General features: G+C 64.2%; 14 protein-coding genes and 1 pseudogene. 6 read left to right on the forward strand and 9 right to left on the reverse strand.

Annotation, left to right across the window (positions count from 1 at the left end; genetic code table 11):
• Positions 1 to 58 precede the first annotated feature (58 nt).
• The gene (locus tag RTH46_RS26305) at positions 59 to 841 is read left to right on the forward strand and encodes an RHS repeat-associated core domain-containing protein (protein ID WP_410478569.1); all 783 of its coding nucleotides are present in this window, start codon (positions 59 to 61) and stop codon (positions 839 to 841) included.
• A 195-nt stretch (positions 842 to 1,036) separates the two neighbouring features.
• Here the strand turns inward: RTH46_RS26305 and RTH46_RS12480 are convergent, their stop codons facing one another.
• Positions 1,037 to 1,492, reverse strand: a complete 456-nt coding sequence (locus tag RTH46_RS12480) for a universal stress protein (RefSeq protein ID WP_153784869.1) — start codon at positions 1,490 to 1,492, stop codon at positions 1,037 to 1,039.
• 223 nt (positions 1,493 to 1,715) lie between these two features.
• Here RTH46_RS12480 and RTH46_RS12485 point away from each other — a divergent pair, with 223 nt between their 5' ends.
• From RTH46_RS12485 to RTH46_RS12500, 4 genes and pseudogenes are all read left to right on the forward strand, one after another.
• On the forward strand, positions 1,716 to 2,621 hold the full coding sequence (locus RTH46_RS12485) for a LysR family transcriptional regulator (protein WP_153784868.1): 906 nt from the start codon (positions 1,716 to 1,718) through the stop codon (positions 2,619 to 2,621).
• A gap of 227 nt (positions 2,622 to 2,848) precedes the next feature.
• Complete coding sequence (locus RTH46_RS12490; RefSeq protein WP_316905805.1) at positions 2,849 to 4,405, forward strand: MFS transporter; 1,557 nt, start codon at positions 2,849 to 2,851, stop codon at positions 4,403 to 4,405.
• A 27-nt stretch (positions 4,406 to 4,432) separates the two neighbouring features.
• A complete protein-coding gene (locus tag RTH46_RS12495; RefSeq protein ID WP_316905806.1) occupies positions 4,433 to 5,494 on the forward strand; it encodes an HlyD family secretion protein in 1,062 nt (353 codons plus the stop codon).
• Positions 5,495 to 5,574: 80 nt separating this feature from the next.
• Positions 5,575 to 6,984: pseudogene (locus RTH46_RS12500) on the forward strand (efflux transporter outer membrane subunit); the annotation flags it as partial.
• A gap of 138 nt (positions 6,985 to 7,122) precedes the next feature.
• Here RTH46_RS12500 and RTH46_RS12505 read toward each other — a convergent pair.
• Positions 7,123 to 7,947: an SDR family oxidoreductase gene (locus RTH46_RS12505; RefSeq protein WP_316905807.1), complete on the reverse strand. Its 825-nt coding sequence runs from the start codon at positions 7,945 to 7,947 to the stop codon at positions 7,123 to 7,125.
• A 152-nt stretch (positions 7,948 to 8,099) separates the two neighbouring features.
• On the reverse strand, positions 8,100 to 8,564 hold the full coding sequence (locus RTH46_RS12510) for a multidrug transporter (RefSeq protein ID WP_153784864.1): 465 nt from the start codon (positions 8,562 to 8,564) through the stop codon (positions 8,100 to 8,102).
• 273 nt (positions 8,565 to 8,837) lie between these two features.
• Here RTH46_RS12510 and RTH46_RS12515 point away from each other — a divergent pair, with 273 nt between their 5' ends.
• Positions 8,838 to 9,224 carry a hypothetical protein gene (locus RTH46_RS12515; RefSeq protein ID WP_316905808.1) on the forward strand — a complete coding sequence of 129 codons (387 nt, stop codon included), beginning with the start codon at positions 8,838 to 8,840 and terminating at the stop codon, positions 9,222 to 9,224.
• A 147-nt stretch (positions 9,225 to 9,371) separates the two neighbouring features.
• On the opposite strand, the gene RTH46_RS12520 is transcribed toward RTH46_RS12515, so the two are convergent.
• The 6 genes from RTH46_RS12520 to RTH46_RS12545 all read right to left on the reverse strand — a co-directional run bounded on the left by RTH46_RS12520 (position 9,372) and on the right by RTH46_RS12545 (position 16,890).
• Complete coding sequence (locus RTH46_RS12520) at positions 9,372 to 10,826, reverse strand: mannose-1-phosphate guanylyltransferase/mannose-6-phosphate isomerase (RefSeq protein ID WP_153784862.1); 1,455 nt, start codon at positions 10,824 to 10,826, stop codon at positions 9,372 to 9,374.
• Between the two features lie 35 nt (positions 10,827 to 10,861).
• Positions 10,862 to 11,509 (reverse strand): alginate O-acetyltransferase AlgF, encoded by a 648-nt coding sequence (locus tag RTH46_RS12525; RefSeq protein ID WP_153784861.1) that lies wholly within the window; start codon positions 11,507 to 11,509, stop codon positions 10,862 to 10,864.
• 20 nt (positions 11,510 to 11,529) lie between these two features.
• Positions 11,530 to 12,690, reverse strand: a complete 1,161-nt coding sequence (locus tag RTH46_RS12530; RefSeq protein ID WP_316905809.1) for an alginate O-acetyltransferase — start codon at positions 12,688 to 12,690, stop codon at positions 11,530 to 11,532.
• A gap of 10 nt (positions 12,691 to 12,700) precedes the next feature.
• On the reverse strand, positions 12,701 to 14,158 hold the full coding sequence (locus RTH46_RS12535; protein ID WP_153784859.1) for an MBOAT family O-acyltransferase: 1,458 nt from the start codon (positions 14,156 to 14,158) through the stop codon (positions 12,701 to 12,703).
• Between the two features lie 175 nt (positions 14,159 to 14,333).
• On the reverse strand, positions 14,334 to 15,437 hold the full coding sequence (locus tag RTH46_RS12540) for a mannuronate-specific alginate lyase (RefSeq protein WP_153784858.1): 1,104 nt from the start codon (positions 15,435 to 15,437) through the stop codon (positions 14,334 to 14,336).
• Positions 15,438 to 15,444: 7 nt separating this feature from the next.
• Positions 15,445 to 16,890, reverse strand: a complete 1,446-nt coding sequence (locus RTH46_RS12545; protein WP_316905810.1) for an alginate O-acetyltransferase — start codon at positions 16,888 to 16,890, stop codon at positions 15,445 to 15,447.
• Positions 16,891 to 16,898 lie beyond the last annotated feature (8 nt).

Genomic DNA, 16,898 nt, shown 5'->3' on the forward strand with positions numbered 1-16,898 from the left:
AGAATCAGAGAATAGTGGCAGAGACTGTTTCGTCGGGCGGTTGATGGAGGGCACATGGATGAACGCAGGTGAATCCAAACCACGCTGTTGGCGCGCCTATGGGCCCTATGGCTATTCTGGCGGCCTGAGCGATGCTGCGGGGCTGCTCGGATTCAATGGTGTTCAAGCTGATGCATTAACTGGCAATTACGCGCTTGGGAATGGGCACAGGATCTACAACGTCGGGCTGATGCGATTTCAGTGCCCGGACAGGCTGAGCCCATTTGGACGTGGGGGTCTTAATGCCTACGCTTACTGTTCGGGTGATCCTGTCAACATGACTGATCCTACTGGCCAGTTTTCGTTTGGCGTGCGTCGTCTAATCCAAGGGATGAAGGGGTGGTCGAAAGAGATTACGGCGAGGAAACCCCTTAAAAACTGGGAAACGCTAAAGCTCGACGATGAGATTTCATACACCACTTCCAAGATGGAATCTAAGTCATTGGAGGTAAGGGTTGTAACCGATAAAACGTCGTTGATGACCGCTATCAATCTATCGAAAACGCAAAAAAAATGGGTGCTTACCGATAAAGGTGAGGTGATAGTCATGGCCTATCTTGACCCAGTCCTTAATCGTCATAAAGCTTCCCTTGCAAGCATGGCCGCGATTGCAGCGCGTGACTTTCAGACCAGTCCTTCAGTTGTTGCCGCAGGATGGTTGAAAATGGAAGGAAATAAAGTTGTCATTGATAACGTAACCGGCCACTACAGGATGCGGGCTAATAGGCTTTGGTCGGCCAAGATGCATTTCGAAAAGTTGGCTGAGGGTACCAAGTTCGTTAGAGATCCCCATCATTTCTGACTGACGGGTAGCGGCAGGCGTGAGTCGAACCCAGCCCAGTTCCCGCTCGCCCTTGCTCGGTTCCTTGACTGAAAGGGGTATCGAGTTCGCAGGCTTGCACCAATGTTCCTAGAAGTTAAAACCTTTCAACTCAACTTCGAAGACGATCAGCGGCAATTGCACAAGGCCTGCAAGGACAGTCAGACCAAACATCTATTAGCTTTCAGAGGCCGCCCCCACCAACACCGGCACCTCTACCCGATCGATCACCTTGGCACTGATCGACGGATCCAGCAGCCTTCCGAGCCGCGACAGGTGGCGGTGCCCCACGATGATCAGCTCGCATTCAAGCTCCCGGGCCTTGGCGACGATGGCGTCCACCGGCTGAGCGGCAACCAGGCAGCCGAGGCTGTCGAAGCCGGCTTCGCGCAGGGTCTTCACGGCGTTGCTCACGGCATGTTCAGCCAGCTTCTGCTCGTCGCAGGCGGCGGGGTATTCCTGCAGCTCTTGCGCGGTGTAGGTCGTGTGCTGCCCGTGCACGGCGAAGGTCGCGTCGATGGCCAACAGCACGTGCAAGGTGTGCTCGCCGGGGCGGCAGTAGCGGCGGGCGAGGGTGAGCAGGCTGGCGGCTGTGGGGGAGGCGTCGATGGCGATCAGCACTGGGTGTGGCATGGGAATTCCTTGTTGGCAGTGGCGGCCCTATCGCGGGGCAAGCCCGCTCCCACGCCATCTATAGATTGCTCGTGGGAGCGGGCTTGCCCCGCGATTGGGCCGGTACAGGCTGACGCATCGACCGGCCGGGATAAATGGCCCCCCACGCACGGTGCCATTGCGTCTGACGCAATCCACCAACCTGATACCATCGCGTTTCCCACAGCTGTCACGGAAAACGGCCATGCAACTCCCGGACATGAACCTGCTCGTCGCCCTCGACGCCCTGCTCGACGAAGGCAGCGTGGTCGGCGCCGCCCAGCGCATGAACCTGAGCCCGGCAGCCATGAGCCGCACGCTGGGGCGCATCCGCGAGGCCATGGGCGATCCGATCCTGGTGCGCGCCGGCCGCGGGCTGGTGCCGACGCCCCGGGCGCTGGCCCTGCGCGACCAGGTGCGGGCACTGGTGGAGCAGGCCGGGTTGGTGTTTCGCAGTGGCGACGAGGTCGACCTGGCGAACCTCGACCGGGCCTTCAATATCCGCACCAACGACCTGTTCATCGCCCTGTACGGCGCCCGTCTGCTGCACATGATGCTGGCCGAGGCGCCGAACACCGTGCTGCGCTTCGTCCCCGAGCACCAGGGCGATGACGACCTGGTGCTGCGCCACGGGCAGATCGACCTGGTGGTCAGTTCGAGCATCGACATGGGGCCGGAGATCAAGGTACAGAGCCTGTTCGACACCTGGTTCGTCGGGCTGGCGCGGGCCGACCACCCGATCTTCGACGCCGAGATCACCCCGCAGCGCTTTGCCCGCTACCCGCAGATCAGCGTGTCGCGACGCGGGCGGGCCAACGGGCCGATCGATGTAGAGCTGGGCGCCCATGGCGTGCAGCGCAGGGTAGCGCTGATCACGCCGAGCTTTCATTCGGCGATGTTCTCGTTGCCGGAGTCGGACCTGATCCTGCCGATGCCGGCGAACATCCTCGGCAGCGTGACCAAGTTCGGCCTGCCGTTGCGTTCGTTCGATATCCCGGTGCCGCTTGAGAAGGTGCGGGTGATGCAGGCCTGGCATCCACGCTTCGACAACGACCCGGCGCACCGTTGGTTGCGCCGGACCATGCGCGCCTGCTGCGCGGGTGAGCCGTAAAACCGAGTCGCCTGCTTCGCGGGTAAACCCGCTCCCACAGGATTGCGCAAGATCTTAAGCCTGCGCTGTACCTGTGGGAGCGGGTTTACCCGCGAAGCAGACGCCGCCGATTTCAGAGCTGGATTGCGTCTGACGCAACATAAACCTGCCAACAAGTCAGTTTTCGTCAGCATTCGACCTTCTTAGACTTCTCCCAGCCCTGAATTTGTTGCTGGAGATGTCATTCCATGAGTTCCCTGACCGCGCCCTCTGCCGCGCTGGCCGCCGCCCCCGCGCCGGCCGCCCCCGCGCCGGCCGCCCCCGTGCAGGCGGCGTTCGGCCTGCGGGTGGTGGTGGGGCTGTTCGGCGTGTTGCTGGCGGTGTTGTGCGCCGGGCTCAACGAGGCGGTGACCAAGATTTCCCTGAGCGACATCCGTGGCGCCATGGGCATCGGTGCCGACGAAGGGGCCTGGCTGCTGGCGGTGTACAGCGCCGCCTCGGTGTCGGCCATGGCCTTCGCCCCGTGGCTGGCCACCACCTTTTCGCTGCGCCGCTTCACGATGTCCGCCGTCGGCCTGTTCGCCGTGCTTGGCCTGCTCCAACCCTTCGCGCCCAATCTGCACAGCCTGATGCTGCTGCGCATTGTGCAAGGCTTCGCCTCTGGTGCCCTGCCGCCGATGCTGATGAGCGTGGCCCTGCGCTTCCTGCCGCCGGGCATCAAGGTCTACGGCCTGGCCTGCTACGCCCTGACCGCCACCTTCGGGCCCAACCTGGGCACACCCCTGGCGGGCCTGTGGACCGAATACGTTGGCTGGCAGTGGGCGTTCTGGCAGATCATCCTGCCGTCCTTGCTGGCCATGGCCTGCGTGGGCTGGGGCCTGCCCCAGGACCCGCTGCGCCTGGAGCGTTTCAAGCAGTTCGACTGGCGCGGCGTGTTGCTCGGCCTGCCGGCGATCAGCAGCATCGTCCTGGGCCTGTCGCTGGGCGATCGCTGGGGCTGGTTCGACTCGCCGCTGATCTGCTGGCTGCTCGGCGGTGGCCTGCTGCTGCTGGTGCTGTTCCTGTACAACGAATGGTCCGAACCACTGCCGTTCTTCCAGCTGCGCATGCTGTCGCGGCGCAACCTGAGCTTCGCGCTGCTGACGCTGGCTGGGGTACTGATCGTGCTCTCCGGCGTGGGCAGCATTCCGTCTGCGTACCTGGCGCAAATCCAGGGCTATCGCCCGGCGCAGACCAGCCCGCTGATGATGCTGGTGGCCATGCCGCAACTGATCGCACTGCCGCTTACGGCGGCGCTGTGCAACATCCGCGCGGTGGACTGCCGCTGGGTGCTGGCGCTCGGGCTGGCCATGCTGGCGGCATCGTGCGTGGGCAGCAGCCTGCTCACTTCGCAGTGGATCCGCGGCGACTTCTACCCCTTCTACCTGCTGCAGGTGTTCGGCCAGCCGATGGCGGTGCTGCCGCTGCTGATGCTCTCGACCAACGGCATGACCCCGCAGGAAGGCCCGTTTGCCTCCAGCTGGTTCAACACGGTCAAGGGCCTGTCGGCGGTGATCGCCGGTGGCCTGCTCGATGCCCTGGGCACCGTGCGCCGGCATTTCCATTCCAACCACCTGGTCGACAGCCTGGGCAACGCGCCGCTGGTGGACGACAACGCCGCCGGCCTGGCCAAGCGCATCCACGACCAAGCGCTGGTGCTGACCTCCGCCGACCTTTACCTGGTGATGGCGTGCATCGCCGTCGCTTTGATCTGCCTGATTCCCTTCGTGCCTACCCGGGTCTACCCACCGCGTGCGGTGGCCTGAACCTGTGGATGAATTCGAGACATTGAAATGACCAACAACCGCAAAACGCTGTTCATCGGCTCTGTACTGGCCGTGGCCGTGCTGGCCGCCATTGTCGGGCCCTGGATGCTCGGCAGCGACCATCGCCAGAGCACCAACGATGCCTACATCACCGCCGACTACACCGTGGTCGCGCCCAAGGTGTCGGGCTTCATCAAGGAGGTGCTGGTGGAGGACAACCAGCAAGTCACGGCCGGCCAGTTGTTGGCGACCATCGACCCGCGTGACTACCAGGCGGCCCTCGATGCCGCCCAGGCCCAACTGCTGGTGGCCAAGGCCCAGAGCCTGGATGCCCGCGCCACCCTGGAACGCCAGGCGGCCTTGATTGTCCAGGCCGAGGCGGCGGTGAAAGCGGCCCAGGCCGAAGCCGCTTTCGCCGACCACGAAGTCACCCGCTACAGCCGCCTGGCCGAGCAGGGCGCCGGCACCGTGCAGAATGCCCAGCAGGCACAAAGCCGGGTCGACCAGGCCCGCGCACGGCTGGCCAATACCCAGGCGGCCCTGGTGGCCACACGCAAGCAGGTGGACATCCTCAGCGCCCAGGTGGCCAGCGCCGATGGCCAGCTCAAACGTGCCGAAGCGGGGCTGGAGAAAGCTCAGCTGGACCTGTCCTACACCCGCATCACCGCGCCGGTGGACGGCATGGTCGGCGAGCGCGCCCTGCGCGTGGGGGCCTACGTGAATCCGGGGGCGCGGTTGCTGTCAGTGGTGCCGCTGGAGCGCGCCTATATCGTCGGCAACTTCCAGGAAACCCAACTGACCCACGTGCAGCCGGGCCAGCCGGTGAGTATCAGCGTCGATACCTTCGCCGGTGAAAAGCTGCACGGCCATGTTGAAAGCATTGCCCCCGCCACCGGAGTGACCTTCGCCGCGGTGAAACCCGATAACGCCACCGGCAACTTCACCAAGGTGGTGCAGCGCATCCCGGTGAAGATCGTCTTCGATGACGGCCAGCCGCTGCTCGCACGCCTGCGGGTGGGCATGTCGGTGGAGGCGACCATTGATACCCAGGGTGACCGGCTCGATGGCAAAGAGGTGACTGCGCGATGAGTGGGCAGGTTGATTTTTTCGCGGCCGACGGGGCTGCTGCGCGCCCCTTTCGCGGCGCAGCGGCCCCCGTTCTGCTGGCCATGTTGCTGGCCGGCTGTACCCTCGGGCCCGACTTCCTGCGCCCTGCCAGCGAAGCGCCGCAAGATTGGGCCGCGCTACAAGCCCAGGCCGCCGCTAGCCAACCGGTCGCCGAACCGCTGGAACTGCGCTGGTGGGACAGCTTCCACGATCCACGCCTGAGTGCCCTGATCCAGAAGGTCGCCGAGCGCAACCTCGACCTGCAGATGGCCAGCGCACGCCTGTTACAAAGCCGCGCCCTGCGCAGCACCGTGGCGGCGGACGAAGCGCCGTCGGTGGACGTGAATGCCGGCTACAGTCGTGCGCGCAACAGCGCCGAAGGCCTGAACGATCCTTCCGGCAAAGCGGGCAAAGCGGCGTATAACCTCTGGCAGGGCGACCTGGTCGCCGGCTGGGAACTGGATCTGTGGGGCCGCGTGCGGCGCCAGGTCGAGGCGGCCGACGCTACGGTCGAAGTGGCCGAGAACGACCGCCGTGGCGTGCTGCTGGCGCTGCTCTCGGAAACCGCCGGCAACTACATCCAGTTGCGTGCCGTGCAGCACACCCTCGAGGTGACCCAGGACAACCTCAAGGTTGCCCGCCACAGCCTGAAGCTGTCCGAGGACCGCCAGGCGCAAGGCGTCGCCACCCGGCTCGACGTGGCCCAGGCCAGCGCCCAGGTGGCGTCGATCGAAGCCCGGCTGCCGACCCTGGAGGCGCGCCGCGACGACCTGATCAACGCCCTCAGCCTGCTCGCTGCCGAACCGCCGCGCAGCCTGCAAAGCGAGTTGTTGCAAGGCGGCGAGCTGCCCGAGCCGCAGCAGCGCTTTGCCATTGGCCTGCCGTCGGAGCTGGCCGAGCGCCGCCCTGACATCCGCCAGGCCGAAGCCCGCCTGCATGCGGCCACCGCCAGCATCGGCGTGGCCAAGGCTGACTTCTACCCGAGCATTCGGCTGTCGGGCAGTGTCGGTTTCCAGGCCATGCAGTTGTCCGATTTCGGCGCCTGGGATTCACGACGATTTGCCTTCGGGCCGCAGCTGTCGCTGCCGATCTTCGAGGGTGGGCGGCTCAAGGGCACGCTGGAAGTGCGCGAAGCCCAGCAACAGGAAGCGGCGCTGAACTACCGCAAGGTGGTGCTGGGTGCCTGGCATGAGATCGACGACGTGCTGCGCCTGTACAACGCCAGCCAGCTGCGTCGCGACCACCTGGCCGAGGCGGTGCGGCAGAACCGCATCGCCCTGGAGACTGCGCAGCGCCAGTATGTGGAAGGGGCGGTGGACTTTCTCAATGTGCTGACGGTGCAGGGGGCGCTGCTGGCCAGCGAAGAGCAGTGGATCGACAGCTCGGCGGCGGTGTCGCAGGCGTTGGTGGGGTTGTACAAGGCCCTGGGTGGCGGCTGGCAGGCGTTCGACCAGGAACTGTGTTCGCAAGCGCACAGTTCCTGTGGGAGCGGCTTTAGCCGCGAAGCAGGCGGCGCGGTGGATGGCACCGGCTCTGCCGGTGTTCGCGGCTAAAGCCGCTCCCACAGGATGCGTGCAGTTCGATGAGGGGCGACTTGCCCCGCGATTGAGTCAGAGCGGCCGCAACAACCCGAAACGCTTGCGCAACACCCAATCCAGCAGCCGCTGCGGTATCACCCGCGCCATCAACGGCAACGCCGTGCTGCCATTGCCGATACGCACCAGCGCCGGCACGGGCGACTTGCGCGTAGCGGCCAGCAAGCGCTGGGCAAACACCGCCGCCGAAGTCGGTCGATCCTGCGAGGCCCGCGCCCGGGCCTGCACCTGCTCACGCAACGGCCACCACGGCGAGTCGCTCGCCAGCACCTGTTCTGCCTGCTGCTGGGCATTGCTGGCGAACTGCGAGGCAATCGCCCCCGGCTGCACTTCCATCACCTGGATGCCGAACGGCGCCAGCTCCAGGCGCAGCGCATCGGTCAGCCCGTGTACCGCCGCCTTCGAGGCGCAGTAGGCGCCGGCGAACGGGGTGACCAGCACGCCCGAGACACTGCCGATGTTCACCACCAGCCCACGTGAGCGCCGCAGCAGCGGGAACAGCGCGCGGGTCACGCCCACCAGGGCGAAGACGTTGGTTTCGAACTGTTGGCGCATGGCCTCGACACCGCCGTCGAGCAGTGGGCCCATGGCGCCGTAGCCGGCGTTGTTGATGAGGATGTCGAGGCCACCGTGGCGGTCTTCCAGCTCGTCGGCCAGGCGGGTCAGCGCCTCGCTGTCATTCACATCCAGTTGCCGTGCGGCGAAGCCGGCGGCGAGCAGGGTGTCGACATCGTCGAGCTTGCGGGCGGTAGCCCAGACTTCGTGGCCGGCATCGCGGAAGGCGTCGGCCAGGGCGCGGCCGATGCCGCTGGAACAACCGGTGATGAGGACGGTGGGCATGGAGGGGGCCTGTGGTCTGGAGGTTTTGATAGTGCCTGTTCCGGCCTCTTCGCGGGTAAACCCGCTCCCACAGGATCGGCACCGTTCTCAAGGCCTGTGCAATACCTGTGGGAGCGGGCTTGCCCCGCGAAGAGGCCAGTAAAGACAACAGATTAGTTGGCGAATGTACCTTGCAGATGCTCGGCACGAAACTCAAGGGTCTGCGGCCGATACCCCGAACGCAGCGGCGGCAACGGCAGGCAGTCGCTCCACTCGGCGCCGGGCTGCAATTCGCCCGGGCCGCGATAGCGCGGTGCTGCATAGGTGTTCTCGGCAAGGTTCACGGTATCGCCCGGGGCATAGGCGCCCACGCGCCAGCGCAGTTCGGACAAGGGGACCTTGTTGCCGTTCTTCATGCGCACCTGCAGGGCGCGGTCGGCGGGGCATTGATCGGGGGCGTAACTCAGGCGCAGATCGAGGCGCGCCAGTTGCGACGCTTCGCGGTTGTCCTGCCAGACCACGCCCAGCGCCACCAGCCCCAGGCCGCACACGGCCGCCAGGGAAATCGGCAGGGCCTTGGCCGGGTAGCGCAGCAGCAGGACCAGCCAGGTGAGGACGAGCAGGGCGCCGATGATCATTGAATAGGCCTTGATGGCGGGGGTTCGATCATCGTAGCGGGAAATGAGTGAGGGCTCAAAAGGTGTAGCGGGCAAGAAAATACTGCGATGGTTTCCATCGAAACTCACATGTCAGCGGCGTCAACGCCGGTCTCACATGTGCTTGGAGATTGTCCTGAAAGCTTGTCGTATAAATTTCGTACAAGTGTACCTGTTAATTTTGCTAGTTTCGCGAGGTGTTAGCTTAAGCCTAGGATGATGATGCTGTTCATATCAATTTGAAGAGGGTGCATGATGAAAAGCTCATTGTCTTTACTCGCTGCGAGTGGTGTTTTCAAAGGTGTTGTAGTTTATAAGGATGCTCCGGAATTCAAGTTTAACCTCTCTGAGGTTGACCTTTTGAGATATCACGGAAGGCTGCGGATCCTGGCGGTCCAAGACGGAACAATGATTATTTTGGAGTTCAAGGATACTCCTCAGACACCGGAATCCATTCCCGTTAACTATGCAGAAATCGAAGGGGGGGATACTCCCTTTGCCAGGGGGCACTCAGGCAAAATCAAAGGGTTGATAAATAATTCGACTACTCTCAAGTGTGAGTCATTTACTGCGAGCTTGAAAGATCATAAAGGCCAGGATGTTGAATTTTCTGGACGCTTTGAATTTGATTTGACAAAGTAAAATCGAACTGATGTTCGCTGCGTTGTTATTTCTGCGATGTCGTAAGTGTACACACTTGCCGACGTGCAACGCTGGTCATGACCAGCAAGCTGGCTCCTATGAGGAGTTGCGTAGAGGCCAGCTTGCTGTTGGTATGGCCTTTTGTCCTTACTGCGCGATGGTCTTCACCGAAACCCCACGCTCCACAGGCGTGGACGTACGCCCATACACATCCTCGAAGCGCTCGATATCATCCTCGCCCAGGTAGCTCCCGGACTGCACTTCGATGATCTCCAGCGGGATCTTGCCCGGGTTGCGCAGGCGGTGCACCGAGGCGATCGGGATGTAGGTGGACTGGTTCTCGGTGAGCAGGAACACGTTCTCGTCGCAGGTCACCTCGGCGGTGCCGGACACCACGATCCAGTGCTCGGCGCGGTGGTGGTGCATCTGCAGCGACAGCGCGGCGCCCGGCTTGACGGTGATGTGCTTGACCTGGAAGCGCCCGCCCATGTCCACCGAGTCGTACGAGCCCCACGGGCGGTACACCTCCAGGTGGTTCTGGGTCTCCGTGCGGCCCTGGGCATCGAGGGTGTTGACCAGTTGCTTGACCCCCTGAACCTTGTCCTTGTGGGCGATCATCATGGCGTCCTTGGTTTCCACCACCACGATGTTCTCGAGGCCGATCACCGACACCAGCTTGCCGTTGCCGTGGATCATGCAGTTGTGGCTGTCCTGCACCACCACGTCGCCCTTGGTGACGTTGCCGTTGTCGTCCTTCTCGTGCACGTCCCACAGCGACGACCAGCAGCCCACGTCGCTCCAGCCGGCCGACAGCGGCACCACGCAGGCGCGCTGGGTCTTTTCCATCACCGCGTAGTCGATGGAGTTGTCCGGGCAGCAGGCGAAGGTGGCTTCGTCGATGCTCAGCACATCGTCCGCTTCGTCACTGCGCTCCAGGGCCAAGAGGCAGGTGTCGTAGATGTCCGGGTCGTGTTTCTTCAGCTCTTCGAGGAAACGGCTGGCGCGGAACAGGAACATACCGCTGTTCCAGAAGTAGCCGCCGGCGCGGACGAACTCGCCGGCGCGTTTCTCGTCGGGCTTCTCGACGAACTGCGCCACCCGGGCGACGCCTTCGGGCAGCAGCGCATCCTGGCTGGAGCGGATGTAGCCGTAGCCGGTCTCGGGCTTGGTCGCCGGCACGCCGAACAGCACCATCTCGCCGCGCTCGGCGGCCACGGTGGCCAGGGCCAGGGCGCGTTGCAGGGCCTTCTGGTCCTCGATCACGTGGTCGGCCGGCAGCACCAGCATCAATTCGTCACGGCCTTCGTTGACCAGCTTCATGGCGGTCATCGCCACGGCCGGCGCGGTGTTGCGCCCGAACGGCTCCATCAGGATGGCCTGGGTTTCCAGTTTCAGCGCGCCCAGCTGCTCCTGGACGATGAACTTGTGGTCCTTGTTGCAGACCACGATGGGGGTGTCCATGCCGTCGAACACCAGGCGCTGGATGGTCTGCTGGAACAGCGTGTGCTCGCCGGTCAGGGCCAGGAACTGCTTGGGGAACTGCTTGCGCGACAAAGGCCACAGACGCGAACCGCTACCACCAGAAAGAATTACCGGGATCATGTTGTTTCTCCAATAAGGTCGTTAAGAGGCAGGGATCAGTTAGTGGACACTGGGCGGGTGACCCAGACCGGCGACAGGCTGCTGCCGGAGCCGGTGACGTACAGCACGGCCGCTTCGCCGCGCTCCAGGGCGACGGGTTTGACGTCGCCGACTTTCTTGTCGCCTGCATACAGCGCGAGGTTGACCTTCACCGGGTTGATCTCGCGCTCGCCACGGCCCTTGGCCGCCACCGGCTTGACCACTTCGGTCTTGCCGTCGGCGGTCTTCAGGGTCAGTTGCTGGTCGCTGAGGTTCTGCACGCGCACCAGGGCTTTCTGCTTGTTCTTGAACGGTGGCTCTTCGATCAGCTGCGGGTTGCCGCCGGCGTTGTTGACCAGGGTGTAGTACTTGTCGGCGGCCAGCTTGACCGGGACGTTCTTGCCGCCGACCTGGGCGGTGTAGTCACCGCCGGGCAGGAAGCTGAAGTCGCTGCTGGCCTGGGCGCCGACCTGCTTGATCTGGGTATTGCCCACGCTCGCGGCAGTGGGGGCGCTCGAAGCGTTGTACAGGCGCACGAAGGTCGAACCTTTCGGCGCGCTCGGGCCGTAAAGGGCGGCGTCGGCACCGGCGAAGGCCTGCATCGAGGCCAGGCTCAGGCCGGCAGCGAGGGTGAGGGCTTTGGCAATGGAAGTCTTGGTGGTCATGTGCGTGTTCCTCTCTATCTTCAGTGGTCCGTCCGGTTGGACGACAGGGCCAGGTTTTCTTCGGATTTGCGGGAGTTCTTCAGCTGCGCGATCCACTGCGGATCGAAGGCGCTGAGGTCGTTCTTCATTGGCAGATATCGTTCGGGGAATTCCCACACCACAACCTGTGGCGGGGCGTTCTTGAAGGCGTCGCTTTGCAGGTACTTGAGCATCGGCAGCAGCGGGCCGTGGCCGTATTCGGCGTAGTTGGCGACGTCGCTGCGCAGGGCCTGCTGCAGCGCGCCGAGGAAGTTCCAGTGCGGGTTGGCGCTGTAGCTGGTGCCTACCAGCGCCACCGGGATGCGGCTGTCGTCGAACAGTGCGTCGTCGCCGCTTTCGCCTTCGGCCGGCACCGGATGGGTCTTGCGTTGCTGCAGGGTGTCCGGGGTGGGCAGCAGGTTGCTGAACAGCGGGTCCAGCGGCAGGAAGTTGGTCAGATCACCTTTGTACGGCGCGCTGGCGCCGGCCTCGGTGATGTACGCCTGGGGTTCGCCGGTGAGCAGGCCCTGGCGGTTGACGGCTTCGGCCAAGGATTGCGCGACCACCTCGGCGCCCAGCGGCGTCCAGTGGGTGTCGGTGCGCAGGAACACCTGGCCACGGGCCTTGGCTTGCTCCAGCGGGGCCAGCAGGTCGGGGGCGAACACATTGGCCTGGCGCACCTGGGCGTGGAACTGGTTGAACAGGTCGTCGTGCAGGCTGGCCGGCGTCTGTTTGCCGAGGTACTCGGAATACAGCCGGGCCTTGGCCGGGACGATCGCCAGCACCAGTTGCACGCCCTGGCGCTGCAAGCTGTCGCGGATGCCGCGCACCAGCGCCAGGTTGTCCTGCATCTGCTGTTGCGCGCCAACGGTGGGCTTGAACTCTTCGTCGCTGAACAGCCATTGGTCGCGGCCCAGCACCACGCCGGGACGGCCTTCGTTGAACAGCTTGAAGTCCAGCGCGGCCCACAGGTTGGTGCCCAGGCGCTTGATCGGGAACTGCTCGTCGTAGTGGGTTTCGGCGGCCTTGGCCAGCTTGCCGTCGAGCAGGCTCATCTGCCCGGTGCGGGTAAAGCTGTCCAGGCCACCGACCGACCAGGCGCCCAGCCCGACCAGCAGGCCCATGAACGACAGCGAGTAGGTGATGCGAAGTGTCCGGTTCATGTGTCGGGCCTCAGAACTGGAAGTACAGGAAGGGTGAGTAGCTCTGCGCCGAGAGCTTGAGCACCGAGGCGATGAACAGCAGCAGTACCAGGGCGCGGGTCATGATCCGCGTCCAGTCCAGGCCAACCGAGCCATCGGCGTTGACCTGAACCACGGCCGCTTTCGGTGCAGGCGTGGCGTTGCGGTAGAAGTCGCGCAGGCCGAAGAACGCCAGGCTCAGGTAGGCCACGATCAGGGTCGCGACTTGTAGGCCGGTGAGGTTGGCGCGGTTGAGTTCCGACAGCTGCCAGTCGCCGAAGCTGAACATGGCGCCGTACATGCGTGCGGCCACGTGCAGGTTTTCGGCGCGGAAGATCACCCAGCCGACCACCACCAGCAGGAAGGTGAAGGCCCATTTCACCGGGTTGAAGCGCTGCGGGTTGGTGTCCAGGCCCAACGCGCGCTCAATGGCCAACCACATACCGTGCCAGGCGCCCCAGATGATGTAAGTGAAGTTGGCGCCGTGCCACAGCCCGCCCAGCAGCATGGTCAGGAACAGGTTGCGGTAGGTGTTGAAAGTGCCTTTGCGGTTACCGCCCAGGGTGATGTACAGGTAGTCGCGCAGCCAGGTGGACAGGCTGATGTGCCAACGGCGCCAGAACTCGGTGATCGACTGGCTGATGTACGGCTGCTTGAAGTTCTCCATGAAGCGGAAGCCCATCATCAGGCCCAGGCCGATGGCCATGTCGCTGTAGCCACTGAAGTCGAAGTACAGCTGCGCGGTGTAGGCCAGCGCACCGAGCCAGGCATCGCCGGTGGTGGGGTTCTGCAGGGCGAAGCAGTGGTCGGCCACCACCGCCAGGGTGTCGGCGATGAACACTTTCTTGATGAAGCCCTGCATGAAGCGGGTGCAGCCTTCGGAGAACTTGTCGAGGGTGTGGGTGCGGTTGTTGAACTGGTCGACCAGGTCCTTGAAGCGCAGCACGGGGCCGGCGATCAGGTGCGGGAAGATCGCCACGAACGCGGCGAAGTCGATCAGGTTGCGGGTGGCCGGGGTGTCGCCGCGGTACACGTCGATGATGTAGCTGATCGACTCGAAGATGTAGAACGAGATGCCGATCGGCAGCAGCACGTGGGTAAGGATGAACGGCTCCAGGCCCATCGAGGTCATGATCGCGTTGAGGCTGTCCACCCCGAAGTTGGCGTACTTGAAGTAGCCGAGGATGCACAGGTCGACGCCCACGCCCAGCAGCAGCCAGCGCTGGGCGGGCTTGGTGCGCACGCCGGCGGCGCCCACCTTGAGGCCGATCCAGTAGTTCCACAGGGTCACGCCGGCGAACAGGGCGAGGAAGTCCACCCGCCACCAGGCGTAGAAGATGTAGCTGGCAACCAGCAGCAGCAGGTTGCGATAGCGGTTCCCGCTCACGTAGTACAAGCCGAGGAAGACCGGCAGGAACAGGAACAGGAACACGTTGGACGAGAAGACCATCCCGGTTCTCCTAGTTATGCACAGCACCTGGGGCACAGCGCCCCCCAAACCCCCCACGAAAAAAGTGGGAGATCACCATGGCGTGGGAGCGGGCTTGCCCCGCGATGGCGTCGGCAGGGCCAACACCTTTGCCCATTCGGGCCTCATCGCGGGGCAAGCCCGCTCCCACAACGACTTACTTTTTCTGTTCGGCCTGCGGGTCGTAGACCCGCGTCACATCACCGCCCAGCCTGAAGCTGTTGAACGGCTGCATGCCGTGCTTGCGCTTTAGGGTGGCGGCGTCGCAGCGGTACAGCTGGCACCAGGGTTCGAGCCAGGCGTACTTGCTGTCGATCTTCAGGTCGCCCATGTCCTGCTTCTCGCCGTTGCGGGCCTTGAACGCGCTGGGGTCTTTCGAGCCGTTCAGCACTTTCTCGCCGAGGCGGCGCAGGGCGTTGTCGTTCTCGCCGCGCACATCCACGCCATTGGCCTGGGCGAAGCTGGCAATCATCGCCAGCGGCGGCAGGGCGTAGTTGTGGTAGGCCAGGGCGCGCTGCTTGCGCTTGAGCTCGTTGGGCAAAAAGCCCTGGGCATCGACCTGGTTGGCGCCGACCCGGTATTCCTTCACCGCCCAGTCGAACAGGTCGCGCCGGTCGGTGGCCACGGCGGTGGCCATCACCGACCAGGCCGCCCAGTAGCTGTGGTTGTTGATCTTCTCCAGCGGCAGGTCGCTCCAGTCGCGCACGGTTTGCGAGGCCAGGCGGCCCAGCCATTTTTCGATGGCTTCGGCCTCGGCCTGGTGCGCGGCCAGCGGCTGCGAGTTGGAGAACTTCAGGCGCAGCCACGAACCGCTCATGCTGCCCAGCGCCCATTTGCGCATGGACTTGCCGGTGTGGTTGTAGTCGGTGGACATCAATGCGTCGGCGCGGGCCCAGCTGCCGAGCCAGTCCAGGGCGCAGTCGAGCTGGGCCGGGCGGCCGTCGCGCATGTACTGGCCGATCATCTTGCTCACGCCTTTCTCGAGGGTGGTGATGTCCTTGGTCGAGTCACGGAAGGCTTTCTCCGAGGCGACATTGAGCGTCGCGCGGGCCTTGTCGGAGCCCTCGTACTTGCTGCGAAACTGCAGCGAACCGGTGTAGGGCCTGGGCGCCGCCTCGCAGCGGAAGTTGCCGTCGCCGGTCTTGAGCTTCTCGATGCCCTCGTAGTACCCCTGGGGCGGTACCAGCGCGGCCTGCGCCGCACCGCCGAACAGGGCGAGGGCGAGCAGGGCGGGTGCAGTCTTGTGGCTGATGGATGTCATGGTCGCCTCACTGGCCAGCTTGCGCGGTGTGCTGCGCGGGGCTGGCAAAGTTGTTGCGTTTGCACAGTTTCGCTTCGACTTTCTGGGTGCCGCTTTCCGGCCCCTGGACTTCCAGGGCCAGCAGGTTCTGGCCCGCCCAGTCTTCGTCCTCGCGCATCTGGAAGACGAAGCGGCCGTCGGTGTCGGAGGTCGTGGGCTTCTCGATCTTGATGTCCTCGTGGCGGCCGTTGAGGTACCACAGGGTGGCCTGCAGCACTTTCACCGAGCTGTCCTCGAACTTGATGTCGAGCTGGTGGTTGCGGTTGACCAGGTCCTTGATCACGCCGTTCTTGCCGTTGACCATCAGCTCGTTCTTGCCGGGCTTGAGGGTGGCGCTGGCGCTCATCTGCGCAGGGCGGCCGTCGCAGCCGTCGTCGAGCAGGCCGAGGATCTGCCGCCAGATGGTTTCCTGGTCCAGGCGGTACAGCGGGGAGAATTCCCAGATCAGGATCTTCGGTGGGTGGTTCTGGAATTCCTCGCTGCCCAGGTACTGGATCATCGAGCCTTCCAGGCCACCGCCGGGGAAGGCGACGTTGAGCACGTCGGCGCCGATGTACTGCTCCAGGAAGCCCGAGAAGTTGTAGTTCTTGCCGCTGTGGCTGGTGCCCACCAGGGTGATCTGCGCGTTGCCCGAGTCACCGAACAGGTCGTCGCCGCCGCTGGCGCCGCCCTTGGGCTCGGTGGCGAACTGGTCCATGTACTGCACCGCGTAGCTGGTGCCGCAGAGCTGGCCGGCGACGTTGTGCAGGGTGCCGGTCTTGCCCATGCGCCCGGACTTCTTGGTCTCGAACTCCTTGCGCGGGATGCCTTCGAAGGCCGGCATGTGGTGCACGGTGTCGGCCACGATCTTGGCGGCGCGCTCGGCACCGTAAGGCGTCCAGTGCTGGTCGCCACGGAAGTAGAAGTCCTTGCCCTGGTCGGCGGCGGCCAGTTGTTCGTTGGTCAGCGGCGACAGGTCGGGCACGTTGTAGCCCATATTGCTGAAGCGGGCGAGCATGGCCTGGTAGTTGTGCAGGGCCTTCTGGTAATTGAACGCGGCCTTCTCTTCGGGCTTGAGCATGTTGCGGTTCACCAGGCCACGGGTGGGCTGGTACACCACCACAAGCTCCACGCCGCGCTTCTTGAATGCGTCGTGCACTTGCTGCAGGCGCTTGTAGCCGCCGGGGGTGGTGTCGAACTCGGTGCGCAGGTCTTCACGGGTACGGAACAGCCAGTCGCCCTGGGCTTGCACCAGGGTGGTGAAGTTCTGCTGGTAGCGTGTGGTGTAGCGGCTGGCGTCATGGGCCTCGGGGCACAGCTGGCAGCAGGGTTCGGCGCTGAAGGTCGGCGCCTTGACGTCCTCGGCGCGCACGCCCTGGCTGATGGCCAGGAGGGCGGCGGACAGGCCGAGCAGTTTGATCAGGTGTGGGGTCATGGTCTGGG

The sequence above is a fragment of the Pseudomonas sp. zfem004 genome, from assembly GCF_032621715.1.
In the GTDB taxonomy this organism is placed as follows: domain Bacteria; phylum Pseudomonadota; class Gammaproteobacteria; order Pseudomonadales; family Pseudomonadaceae; genus Aquipseudomonas; species Aquipseudomonas sichuanensis.